Source organism: Streptomyces sp. AHU1, assembly GCF_045343905.1.
GTDB lineage: Bacteria > Actinomycetota > Actinomycetes > Streptomycetales > Streptomycetaceae > Streptomyces > Streptomyces triticiradicis.
On record NZ_CP174283.1, the window covers coordinates 1,280,497 to 1,292,635 of the forward strand.

At 73.0% G+C, this 12,139-nt stretch carries 10 protein-coding genes and 1 pseudogene; 8 read left to right on the forward strand and 3 right to left on the reverse strand.

The annotated features are described in order from the left end of the window. Window positions 1–132: 132 nt before the first annotated feature. The 6 genes and pseudogenes from ACICHK_RS05920 (at window position 133) to ACICHK_RS05945 (ending at window position 6,150) form a co-directional block, all read left to right on the forward strand. Complete coding sequence (locus ACICHK_RS05920; RefSeq protein WP_406836043.1) at window positions 133–1,056, forward strand: MurR/RpiR family transcriptional regulator; 924 nt, start codon at window positions 133–135, stop codon at window positions 1,054–1,056. 383 nt (window positions 1,057–1,439) lie between these two features. Next, complete coding sequence (locus ACICHK_RS05925) at window positions 1,440–1,823, forward strand: hypothetical protein (protein WP_103547437.1); 384 nt, start codon at window positions 1,440–1,442, stop codon at window positions 1,821–1,823. 51 nt (window positions 1,824–1,874) lie between these two features. After that, a complete protein-coding gene (locus ACICHK_RS05930; RefSeq protein WP_406836044.1) occupies window positions 1,875–2,771 on the forward strand; it encodes an MBL fold metallo-hydrolase in 897 nt (298 codons plus the stop codon). 108 nt (window positions 2,772–2,879) lie between these two features. After that, on the forward strand, window positions 2,880–3,224 hold the full coding sequence (locus ACICHK_RS05935) for a DUF1232 domain-containing protein (protein WP_406836045.1): 345 nt from the start codon (window positions 2,880–2,882) through the stop codon (window positions 3,222–3,224). A 100-nt stretch (window positions 3,225–3,324) separates the two neighbouring features. Continuing rightward, window positions 3,325–4,681: pseudogene (locus ACICHK_RS05940) on the forward strand (CAP domain-containing protein). A gap of 212 nt (window positions 4,682–4,893) precedes the next feature. Then, window positions 4,894–6,150, forward strand: coding sequence for a serine hydrolase domain-containing protein (locus tag ACICHK_RS05945; RefSeq protein WP_406836046.1), 1,257 nt, complete (start codon window positions 4,894–4,896; stop codon window positions 6,148–6,150). Window positions 6,151–6,173: 23 nt separating this feature from the next. Here ACICHK_RS05945 and ACICHK_RS05950 read toward each other — a convergent pair whose 3' ends face one another. After that, a complete protein-coding gene (locus ACICHK_RS05950) occupies window positions 6,174–8,519 on the reverse strand; it encodes a glycoside hydrolase family 65 protein (protein WP_406836047.1) in 2,346 nt (781 codons plus the stop codon). After that, complete coding sequence (locus ACICHK_RS05955) at window positions 8,516–9,253, reverse strand: HAD family phosphatase (protein ID WP_151467120.1); 738 nt, start codon at window positions 9,251–9,253, stop codon at window positions 8,516–8,518. Before ACICHK_RS05955 ends, ACICHK_RS05950 begins: the two co-directional genes overlap by 4 nt. 190 nt (window positions 9,254–9,443) lie before the next feature. Between ACICHK_RS05955 and ACICHK_RS05960 the strand changes: the two genes are divergently transcribed. Then, on the forward strand, window positions 9,444–10,151 hold the full coding sequence (locus ACICHK_RS05960; protein WP_406836048.1) for a nucleoside/nucleotide kinase family protein: 708 nt from the start codon (window positions 9,444–9,446) through the stop codon (window positions 10,149–10,151). A gap of 154 nt (window positions 10,152–10,305) precedes the next feature. Here the strand turns inward: ACICHK_RS05960 and ACICHK_RS05965 are convergent, their stop codons facing one another. After that, complete coding sequence (locus ACICHK_RS05965; RefSeq protein ID WP_406836049.1) at window positions 10,306–11,061, reverse strand: peptidoglycan-binding protein; 756 nt, start codon at window positions 11,059–11,061, stop codon at window positions 10,306–10,308. A 212-nt stretch (window positions 11,062–11,273) separates the two neighbouring features. Between ACICHK_RS05965 and ACICHK_RS05970 the strand changes: the two genes are divergently transcribed. Then, entirely contained in the window at window positions 11,274–11,954 is a 681-nt protein-coding gene (locus ACICHK_RS05970; protein WP_406836050.1) for a DUF6445 family protein, read from the forward strand. Window positions 11,955–12,139 lie beyond the last annotated feature (185 nt).

Below are 12,139 nucleotides of genomic sequence, written 5' to 3' on the forward strand. Positions count from 1 at the left end.
ATCGATTGTGCGGGTACCCCGCGATCAGGCGCCAAACGAGGAACGCAGGCATTGCTCGCGTCCGTACCGGCCCAGGTCAGAAAGGTCCGTGAGCTATGTTGAGTTCTCGTGGGACGTGAAGGAGGCGCACCGGTGCCATCGCCGCAGCAGGCACGCGCACAGGCATCCGCGATCACCTCGGGAAAGACGGCGCCCGAGGCGGGCGTCGCGCCCACGTCCCAGCTCAGGGAGCTGTTCGACGGCCCCCGGCTCTCCCCGGGCCAGCGGCGCATCGCCCAGTACCTGATCGAACACATCACCGAAGCCGCTTTCCTGTCGATCACCGACCTCGCCGAACGGGTGGGCGTGAGCCAGCCCTCCGTGACCCGTTTCGCGGCCGCGGTGGGCTTCAGCGGTTACCCCGCGCTGCGCGAGAGCCTCCAGGCCATCGCGCTCAGCACCCTGGGCAGCGCACCGGGGACCCCGGCCGAGGTCACCAGCAACGAGCTCCAGGCCGCGGTGGACGCCGAGATCGAGAACCTGGAGAACCTGCGGCGGGACTTCACCGATCCCGACCAGATCATCCGTGTCGGCCGGGCCCTGTCGGAGTCGACGCCGCTGACGGTCCTCGGGCTGCGGATCTCCGGCTCGCTGGCCGAGTACTTCGCGTACGCCGCCCGCCGTATCCACCCGGACGTGAGGGTGGTGACGCGCGGCGGCTCGGTCGCCTACGACGCGCTGCTCCAGTCCCGGGAGGCGGGCGGCAGCTGGGTCCTGGCCTTCGGGATGCCCCGGCACGCGCAGGAGACGCTCACGGCCATGCGGGTGGCGCGCAGCGCGGGTCTCCGGGTGGCCCTGGTCACCGACCTCGGGCTCGGCCCGCTGGCCGACGAGGCCGACGTCACCTTCGCCACCGGCACGGGCTCCCGCCTCGTCTTCGACTCCTACGCGGCGCCCGTGGTGCTGTCGGCGGCGCTGCTCCAGGCCATGACCGACGCCGATCCGGAGCGCACGCAGGCGCGCCTGGAGGAGTACGAGCAGGTCGCCGAGCAGCACCAGTTCTTCCTGAGGGACTGACCCCGGCCCCGCCCCGGCACCGGGAGCAGGCGGAGGAAGCCCCGCCGCCCCGCGGACGGGCCCCTGTCACGAGCGGGGCCTTTTATCACGCGGACGTCACATCCGCACGCACGGTCACCCCGGCATCACGGGATCATTCACAACAAAGCGCGCATGAATGTTTTCATGTCCTTGCGCTTCTGGCGGCATATATAAATACTTCTTTCGGATCGTGCCCCGGAGGCTTCCAGGTCACGACCCATGAACACCCGGGGTCGTCCGCTCCTACCCGCATCGGGTCCCGTGTGTTCGAGCGGGTCTCGCCTGCGAGACCCGTGGTGGCGGCCCCGGTACCCCTATGCCGGGGCCGCCCCAGAGTCCCCCGCCGACGTAACCCGGAAGCGATGAACATGGCCCTGACGTATTCACCGATCACCTCGGACTGGCCGTGCCAGGTCAAGACCCCAGGCAGCTTCGACTGGGAACGATCGGCGGTGAAGTGGCTGCGCGAGCTGGTGCCGAGCCGCTACGCGAGCTACCCCGTCCTGCACAAGCACCCCGTCCTGCTCGCCCGCCACGCGCACCTCCAGGTGCAGCAGGAGATCAGGGTCGCGCGCACGGCACTGCAGACCGCCCGCTCCGAGCTGCCCGGCCTCGGCCTGCCGGAGGGCGTCATCGAGCACTCGATCAAGATGTACGCCGCCGAGGTGATGCAGCTCCAGCACATCGCCCGGAGCATCCGTACGGTGTCCCAGGCGCTCGCGGGCCACGCGCATCCGCGACACTGAGGTCGCGGGCCCCGCCACCGGGCCGGCGGGACCCAGACCTCGGGAGACAGCGTGGACAGTGCCGGACAGCAGACCGACGGCGCCCGTGGGGGCGACGGCCGCGCGGCGGCCGCGCCGCTCGACGTGCGGTGGATCCACGGCTCGCCCTCGGCCAAGCACAACACGGACCCCGACATCCAGGTCCACGCCTACGACGAGAACACGGTGATCCTTCGCCAGAACATGGCGATCGACTACGAGGCGCCCTTCATGTTCCTGCTGTTCGGGACCGCGCGGGCCGTCCTGATCGACACGGGCGCCACGGCCTCGGCCGACCATTTCCCGCTGCGCCGGGTCGTCGACGAGGTGATGGAGTCCTGGCTGGCCGGACACCCCCGTGACGACTACGGGCTGCTGGTGCTGCACACCCATCCGCACGGCGACCACATCGCCGGGGACGGCCAGTTCACCGGCCGTCCCGGCACCGAGGTCGTGGACGCCGCCCTCGACAGCGCCTGGGACTTCTTCGGGTTCCACGCCGATCCCGACGCCGTAGCCCGGGTGGATCTCGGCGGCCGGGTGCTGGAATGCCTGGCCACACCGGGGCACCACGAGGCCGCGGTGACGTTCTACGACCCCTGGACCGGGATCCTGTTCACCGGTGACACGGTCTATCCCGGACGCCTGTACGTCGAGGACGGGCCCGCCTTCGCCCGCACCGTCGACCGGCTGATCGACTTCTGCGGGAGCCGCCCGGTCACCCATGTCCTCGGCTGCCACATCGAGATGACCCGGGAACCGGGGCGGGACTACCCCGTGCGGACCACCTACCAGCCCGACGAGCCGCCGCTCCAGATGACCACGGCCCAGCTCCTGGACGTCCGCCGGGCCGTCGAGTCCGTCGGCTCACGCCCCGGCCGGCACGTCTTCGACGACTTCGTCCTCTGCCTCCGCGACACCCACCGGTGAGGGAACGCCCGCCCTGTCCCCCCGGGCGGCCCTGCCCGGGGAGATAGGGCGGGCGCGAGCGGGCAGACGGGAAGGAAGCGCACCCGACGACCTCTCTGGACGGAAAGCATGGACTCGATCTCGTGGACCCAGGTCCTCGTCGTCGTCGCGGTACTCGCCGCCGTCGCGCTGACGGTGGCGCTGGTGCTGCTGCGCCGGCTCGTCCGCACCCGCCGTGACCTGCGGCGGGCCGGGCTGCCGACCGGGCCCCGCTGGGTGTTCTGGGGCGCCGTCGCCTATCTCGTGCTGCCGGTCGACCTGCTGCCCGACCCCGTCTACCTGGACGACATCGGCGTCCTGCTGCTCGCCCTGCGCTCGCTGCGCGCGGCCGTGCCCTCCGTGCCGCTCCGGCCGCGCACCGCTCCCGCCCCGCGCGGCGCCCGCCCGGTCACGGACAGGGCGCGGAAGCCGTAGATCCCGGGAACCGCAGGACGCGGGCGGTCCGTTGAGCGGTCGACGGCCCGTGCTCCGCCCCCGGGCGGGGGCACGGTTCACGACATCGACGGGCAGTGGCATGAGCGAGCTGGTTCCCGGGGGCAACACGCCCCTGCCGGACGGGCCCCTGACCTTCAGGGTCCCGGGCCCCTTCGACGTGTCCGCGCTCGTCACCGGCGAGGACGGCAAGGTGCGCGGCGACGGGGACTTCGTGTTCTACAACCAGCCGGCCGCGCCCGGCGTCCGGCTCGACGGCGGCCGTCTCACCGTCGATCCGCCGCGGCTGAGGCCCGGAGCGTCCCGCGTCACCCTCGTCGTCAGCCCCGCCGACCTCACGACTCCCCCGGGCCGGCTGCCCTCCCCCACGGTCCAGGTCACCGCGGCGGACGGCCGCGCCCTCGCCCGGTTCACCCCGCCCCGGCCGCAGCGGGAGACCGTGCTGCTCCTCGCCGAGCTGTACCGGCGCGGTACGGCCTGGAAACTCCGCGCCCTCGGGCAGGGCTACGCGGACGGGCTGGCGGGGGTCGCGCGGGATTTCGGGGTCGAGGTCACCGAGGCCGGCCCGCCGCCGGGCGGCCCGGCGGCGAACGCCGCGCCGGGCGCCGGGCCGGTCACGGCCGCGCGGGACGCGTCACCGGGGACACCGGGAGGCGGCCCCGACCCCGACGGATTCCTGGGGCCGGTGAACTCCGCGCGCGCCGCCGCCGGTTCCCCTCCCGTCCGCCTCGACCCCCGGCTGACCGCCGCGGCGCGCGCCCACGCCGGCGCCATGGCGGCCCACGGCGTCCTCGCCTCCGAGAGCCCGGACGGCGTCTCCGTCCATCAGCGCGTCCTCTCGGCCGGTTACTCCTACCTGACCATCGGCGAGCACCTGGTCTCCGGCCCGCGCACCCCGCGCGAGTTCGTCGAGTACTGCCTCTCCGACGAGCGGTCACGGCGCACGCTGTGCGATCCCGCCTTCGGCCAGGCGGGACTGGCCCGCGTCCCCGACGCCCGCACGGGCGACCTGTACTGGACGGCACTGTGGGCGACGCCGTTCAGCCCGGCGGGCCTGGAGCGGACGGCGCGCGAGGTCATCGCGCTCACCAACACCGAGCGGGCCTCGGCCGGGCTCGCCCCCCCTCACCGCGGACGTGAGGCTCACCGTCGCGGCCCAGGCCCACAGCGCCGACATGGTGGCCCGCGACTTCTACGCGCACACCTCCCCCGAGGGCGGCCGGCCGTGGGACCGTGCCGCCGCCGCGGGCTGCGCGCACCGCGCCATCGGCGAGAACATCGCCTGCGGACAGCGCTCCCCCGCCGAGGTGGTCCAGGGCTGGATGGACAGCCCCGGACACCGCGCCAACATCCTCGGGCCGGACTTCACCCACATAGGCATCGGCCTGGCCGGCGGCGGCAGGGCGGGCACGTACTGGACCCAGCTCTTCGGCGGCTGATCCGGCGTCAGCCCTCGACCGCCTACGGACCGGACCGCACCGGTACGTCGCCTTTCCGCCAATTCACCGATTTCGCCCCGCCGTTTCCGCTCCACCCCCCGGCAATGCGGCCCACGCGCCCCTCCAGCGCGTACAGATGGTGCCGTCGCCCGCGTCCGCGGCGCGGTCCGGGCCGGGAGGTCGCACCGGCAGATGGCACTCGGGAGGATCAGATGGTCTCAGCAACGGCGGTTACGGGGACGGCGCTGGGCGCGGTCGTGGTGTCCCTGCTGACGGCCCCGGCCCAGGCCGTGACACCGGCGGACGCGGCACGCGCCGGCACCGGACGGGCCGCGGTGGCCGCCGCCGCGGCGCCCGACGACGCGGGCCTGCGGGCGATCCTGCGGACGGCACGCGCCCAGGGGGCTCCCGGCGCGATGGCGAGAATCGACGACAACGGCACCGTGCACCGGCTGGTCGAGGGCGTCGACGACCGGGCCACCGGACGGACCATCAGCACGAACGACCGGTTCCGCGTCGGCAGCGTCACCAAGACCTTCTCCACCGTGGTGCTGCTCCAACTGGTCGACGAGGGCAGGCTGAAGCTCGACAAGCCGGTGAACACCTATCTGCCGGGCCTGCTGCCCGACGACAGGATCACCGTGCGGCACGTACTGAGCCATCGCAGCGGTCTGTACGACTACACCAACGACATGTTCGCCCGGTCCGTCTCCGGCTTCGAGGCCGTCCGCAACAAGGTGTTCGGCTACCGCGACCTCGTGAAGCTGTCGCTGCGGAAGCCGCGCACCAACGCGCCGGGCGCCGCCTATTCGTACTCGAACACCAACTTCGTCGTCGCGGGCATGCTGATCGAGAAGCTGACCGGGCACACCGTCGCCACCGAGTACCAGAAACGCGTCTTCACCCCGCTGAACCTGGCCGACACCTTCTACGTCCACCCCTCGACCACGATCCCCGGCCGGCACGCCCAGGGCTACCTCACGTCCGACACGCCCGGCGCGTCCCTGGTGAACTCCACCAAGCAGACGGCCTCCTGGGCGCAGAGCGCGGGCGCCATCATCTCCACCCCGCACGACCTGGACGTCTTCTTCTCCGCGCTGATGCGCGGCAAGCTCATGTCCGCCGACCGGCTCACCCAGATGACGAAGTGGACCCGGGTCAACAGCACCACGTCCTACGGCCTCGGGCTGCGCCGCCGCGACCTGTCGTGCGGGATCTCCGTGTACGGGCACACCGGCACCGTGCAGGGCTACTACACGTACGCCTTCACCACGAAGGACGGCAGGCGCAGCCTCACCGCCCTGGCCAACACCTCCAACAACGACACCGTGCTCAACACCATGTACCGCACCCTGGAGCCCGCGTTCTGCGGCAAGCCCGCGACCGGGGCCGCGGCACGGGAGGCCGCGCCCGGCACTGCACCCCTGGAGCGGCACGAGGACATCGCGCCCTCGGTCACCCTCGACTGACGCGCCGGGGGCCGCGCCGCGTCTCAGCCCCGGGAGTTCGGCCGCCGGTGCGGCGGCTGGTCCGGGGCCGGGCGCGGTCTCTGCGCCGGGATGGGCAGGCTGTGCGGCTTGTCCGCGTCGACGGTGAGGGGTTCGCGGTGGTGGCGGATCTCCAGCGGCTCCCCGGACGCGAGCGTGTAGGTGGCGGCGTCCTGCCCGATCTCCACGCGCAGCCGGCGGCCGAGGACCTCCAGGGAGAACGCGAGACGGCTGAGCCGCTCCGGCAGCCGGGGCGCGAACTCCAGGGTGTCCCCGTGGTGGCGCAGCCCGCCGAAGCCCGCGACCAGGGCCGTCCAGGTCCCGGCGAGCGAGGCGATGTGCAGGCCGTCGCGCGTGTTGTGCTCCAGGTCCTCCAGATCCATCAGCGCTGCCTCGACCAGGTAGTCGTAGGCGAGTCCGGGATGACCGGTCTCGGCGGCGATCACGGCCTGGCAGCAGGCCGACAGGGAGGAGTCGCGGACGGTGAGGGGTTCGTAGTAGGCGAAGTCGCGGGCCTTGTGCTCCTCGTCGAAGAACGGGCTGCACTTGTAGAGGGCGAGCACGAGGTCGGCCTGTTTGACGACCTGCTTGCGGTAGATGTCGAAGTAGGGGAAGTGCAGCATCAGCGGGTACTGGTCGGGGCGGGTGGAGGTGAAGTCCCAGCGCTGGTAGCGGGTGAAGCCGGCGTGCTGCTCGTGGACGCCCAGTTCGTGGTTGTAGGGGATGTGCATGGCGTCGGCGGCGTCGCGCCAGGCCGCGCTCTCCTCCTCGTCGACGCCGAGTTCCGCGGCCCGCCGGGGGTGGCGCTCGACGGCGTCGGCGGCGGCCAGCAGGTTCGCGCGGGCCATCAGGTTGGTGTACGTGTTGTCGTCGGCGACGGCGCTGTACTCGTCGGGTCCCGTCACCCCGTCGATGTGGAACCTCCCCTGGGGGTCGTGGTGGCCCAGGGAGCGCCACAGCCGTGCCGTCTCGGTCAGCAGCTCGACGCCCGTGTCGCGTTCGAAGCGCGTGTCACCGGTGGCGGCGGTGTAGCGGACGACGGCGTCGGCGATGTCGGCGTTCACGTGGAAGGCGGCGGTGCCGGCCGGCCAGTACGCCGAACCCTCCGATCCCGCTATGGTCCGCCACGGGAACGCGGCCCCGCGCAGGCCGAGCTGGACGGCCCGCTCGCGGGCGGCCGGGAGGGTGCTCTGGCGCCAGCGCAACGCCTCGGCGACGGCGCCGGGCGAGGTGTAGGTGAGCAGCGGCAGGACGAAGGTCTCGGTGTCCCAGAAGGCGTGGCCGTCGTATCCGGAGCCGGTCAGTCCCTTGGCGGGGATGGCGCGCTGTTCGGCGCGGGCGCCCGCCTGGAGGACGTGGAAGAGGGCGAAGCGGACGGCCTGCTGGATCTCCTCGTCGCCGTCCACCTCGACGTCGGCGCGGGCCCAGAAGTCGTCGAGGTAGGCGCGCTGTTCGTCGGCGAGTTCCCGCCAGCCGCTGTGCCGGGCGGCGGCGAGGGCCGCGTCGGCCTGGTCACGCAGGGCGGGCAGCGAGCGGTTGCCGGACCAGCCGTAGGACACGAGCTTCTCCAGGCGCAGCGCGCTGCCCGGCTCCAGTACGGAGGTGACCGTGAGGCGGGCGAGGTCGTCGCTGCTCTCGCTGCTCACACTGGTCCGCTCCGGGCCCGTGACCGTGTGGTCCGCGGCCGCCGCGACCCGCAGGCCGCTGCGCCGGGTGCGGTGCACGAGCCGCAGCCGGCCTCCCTCGGCGAAGTGCTCCTCGGGCTCCAGCGGCGCCTGAAGGGCGACCGCCGCCCGTGGATCGCCGTCCCGGCCGGGCAGTTGCTCGTTGGCGACCAGCTCCGACTGGACGACCACCCTGATCCGGCTGTCGACGGGCTCCACCTCGTAGGCGACGGCCGCGATCGCCCGCTGGGTGAAGGAGACGAGCCGGGTGGAGCGCACCCGGACCGTGGATCCGGCCGGTGAGGTCCACTCGCAGGTGCGGGTGAGCAGGCCGGTGCGCAGGTCGAGGACGCGCTCGTGGGAGCGCAGCCGTCCGTAGCGCAGGTCGAAGGGTTCGTCGTCGACGAGCAGCCGGACGATCTTGCCGTTGGTGACGTTGATGACGGTCTGCCCGGACTCCGGATAGCCGTAGCCCGCCTCCGCGTAGGGCAGCGGGTGCGTCTCGTACACGCCGCCCAGGTAGGAGCCGGGCAGGCCGTGGGGTTCGCCCTCGTCGAGGTTGCCGCGCCAGCCTATGTGGCCGTTGGCGAGGGCGAACACGGACTCGCTCTGCGGCAGCAGTCCGAGGTGCAGCTCGCTCTCGCGCAGGACCCAGGGCTCGACCCCGTACGACGTGTGCGTGATCACGCGCGCTCCCCCAGTTCGTCCAGGTCCCGTACGACGACGTCGGCGCCGTGGGCGCGCAGGGCGGCGCCCTGGCCCACGCGGTCCACGCCGACGACGTACCCGAAGTGGCCCGAGCGGCCCGCGTCCATGCCGGCGAGCGCGTCCTCGAAGACGGCCGCCTCGGACGGCTCGACCCCGAGGTCCTCGGCCGCGGCCAGGAAGGTGTCGGGGCGCGGCTTGCCCGGCAGGTGCCGTTCGGCGGCGACGACACCGTCGACGCGTACGTCGAAGAGGTCCTCCGCCCCGACCGAGCGCAGGACGTCCCGGCAGTTGGCGCTGGAGGAGACGACCGCGGTCCGCAGGCCGTGCGCCCGGACCGCCTCGATGTAGCGCAGGGTGCCGTCGTAGGCCTCGACGCCGTCGGTGCGGATCATGTCGAGCAGCAGCCGGTTCTTGCGGTTGCCCAGGCCCTGGACGGTGGTCCGCTCCGGCGGGTCGCCGGGGGTCCCCTCGGGGAGGTGGATGCCGCGCGAGGCGAGGAAGGACCGTACGCCGTCGGCGCGGGGCATGCCGTCGACGTACGCGGAGTAGTCGGCGTCGTCGAAGGGGCGGAATCCGTCGCCCTCGCGTTCCCGCAGGAAGTCGTCGAACGTCCTCTTCCAGGCGGCCGCGTGGACGACGGCGGTCTTCGTGATGACCCCGTCGAGGTCGAAGAGGCAGGCCAGGATCTGCTTCGGCAGGCCGAGATCGGTCATACGGGGAGTCTGCCCCCGTCGGCCGTCTCCACCGGGTGGCGAGCGCCACATCACCGGCCTGGCCGAGGGACCGTCCCCGGCCGCCGCCGGACCGCTGCCCGGCCCGGCCGTCGCGGGACTCCCCCGTGCTCCGCGTCGCCGATACTGGGGGCATGGAGATCGCCGCCCCCTCGCCCCCGTCCGGGCCCGCATGACCGGGACCGGTCCGTCCTTCGACGATCTGGTGGAGCGGGCCGCCGCGCTCGTACGGCCCGGCCGGCGCGCCCTCCTCGGGATCGCGGGCTCTCCCGGGGCGGGCAAGACGACGCTCGCCGAGCGACTGGTCGAGCGGCTCGACGGGGACGGACCCTTCCGTGTCGCCCATGTGCCGATGGACGGATTCCACCTCGCGGACGCCGAACTGGACCGGCTGGGGCGCCGGGACCGGAAGGGGGCGCCGGACACGTTCGACGCGGCGGGGTACGCGGCGCTGCTGCGCAGGCTGCGCGAGGACGAGGAGGAGCTCGTCTACGCGCCCGGTTTCGAGCGGGTCCTCGAACAGCCCCTGGCGGGAGCCCTCCCGGTTCCCCGGGCCGCGCGTCTGGTCGTCACCGAGGGGAACTACCTGCTGTTGCCCGAGGACGCGTGGGCGCGGGCCCGCGCCCAGCTCGACGAGGTGTGGTTCTGCGAGCTCGACGAGGCCGACCGCGTCCGGCGACTGGTCGCGCGCCACGAGGAGTTCGGGAAGGACCACGACACGGCGGTGGCGTGGGTGCTCGGGACGGATCAGCGCAACGCGGAGCTGGTCGCCGCGACCCGGGACCGCGCCGACCTGGTCGTCGGACCGGCGGTCGTCGCGGCATCGGCCGGCGGGACGGCCGTCGGCGAGGCCGGCGGGGCGGCGGCCGACGGAGAGTAGGGCTCCCGGCACGGGGTCCGCTGCGAGGGCCGTGGAGGGGGCGAGGCGGCGCCGGCCCGCGTCGGGATCGCCGTGGACGCGCGGGCCGGCGGCGGGCGCGAAGGGGGGCCGGGGCGGAGGGAGCGACCGTCACCGCGCCGCCGCCCCGGCCGTCTCAGGGGGCCGCCGTCCTGGATTCCAGGTCGGCCCGGGTGTCGTTGCCGTAGACGCCCGACTCGTCGCCCCGGATGCCGTACCAGAGCTGGAAACGGGCGACGGCCGCGGCGAGCGTGGCGTCGTAGGTACCGCTGGTGCTGCCGTTCTCGTACACGTTGGGGACGTGGAGCAGGCGTTGCTGAAGGGCCGTCACCTCGGGGCCGCTGTCGCCCTCCCGGAGGGTGCCCGCACCATCCGGGTCGGCGGGACCTGACGGTGCCGTCGAGCGGTGTCCTCCGGCTCCCGCCGAGGACGCGTCGTCCCGGCTCGCGCCCGGCACCAGGAGGGCGAGGGCGAAGCCGGTCAGACCCGCCGCCACGACGGCGAGCGCGATCGCGGCGCGGCGCAGGCCCACGCCGCGCTCAGGACCGTGGCCGCCTTCGGGCCTCCTCCCGGACGGGCGTCCGCCCTCGGCGGGCGGCCCGTCGGACGCGGCGGACACGAAAGGCGACGGGTTGTCGGCCGTGTAGTCCTCCCCCTCGAAGACCGGGGGCAGTTCCTCGGTCTCGTCCTCCTCCGGGACGGGCAGGAACCGTACGGGGGGCGTCGGCGCGGAGACCGGCTCGTAGCCGTCGTCCGCGTCGGTCATCCCCTCCTTCTCGCGCACCTGCCGGAGCAGTTCCGCCAGGGAATCGGAGCCGCCGCGACGCTCGACGCGCGTGGGTTCGATCACGGAGCGCCCGGTGGGCCTCCCGCGTTCGGGCCGTGTCGGCACACTGCTCTCCTTCCGTGCACGCGGTCTCCCGCCGTCCCTGTGCAGTGATACGCGGACACGGGCCGGGGCGTTCACCGCGCCGCCGCGCCCTCGCTCCGGACAGGTGAACTCGGTTGTCCCGGGACGGCCTTGGGGGATCCATGAACCGAGTTGGCGGAAGGTTGACCGATTCCCTGGAGATCGCTGACGGACGCGTCCCTATGGTCGACCACATGCCCCCACATTCCCCGAGGTCACCGGCGTTGCCGGTCCTCCCCTACCGGAAACCCACCCGCGACCGGGACTACTGGGTCTTCGACGACGTACTGCCCGACGCGGATGCCGTACGAGCCCGGTGCGTCGGCAGGGACGACTGGGCCAGGGGCCATCCGTACACCTCGGAGAGCTGGCCCGGACTGCGGACGATGCCGGGGCTGGAACCGGACGAACTGGCCTGCGTGGAGCGGCTGGTGAGGAAGGCCACCGGCGCCCGGAGGCTGTGGCAGCAGTCGGCTCCTTCGGGCGCCACGCTCAACCACAACTGCGTCCAGGTCGTCGGCGAGGACGAGGGCGAGCCCCGCCCGCACACGGACTCCCGCGCCCTGTGCCGTTACGCCGCGGTGCTCTACCTGAATCCGAACGTCACCGAGGACTGCGGAACGAGCTTCTTCCGGCAGGCCCTGCCCGGCGGGCGGCTGGGCGGCAACGTCGTCGTCGCGCCGCACGACAACCTGGTCGAGGCCCTCGGTACGCGCTTCGTCCCGCCGGACTCCTTCGTCGAGGACGTCCGCGTCCCGCACCGCCACAACCGGCTGCTCCTCTACAACGCCAACCTGATGCACAGCGCCACCGGCTACCGCGGGACCACCATGGAGGACAAACGGATGACCGCCGTCTTCTTTTGGATGGCGTGACCCGGACCGGCTCCGGCCGGTTCCCGGTGTCGAGTGCGGCCCCGGTGTCGAGTGCGGCCCCGGTGTCGAGTGCGGCCCCGGTGTCGAGTGCGGCCCCGGACCCTCGGGTCCGGGGCCGCACTCCGCTGTCCCGGTGCGGTGCGGAAAGTTGAAGCGTCTTCAATTACCAGGCCGAAACCGGACAT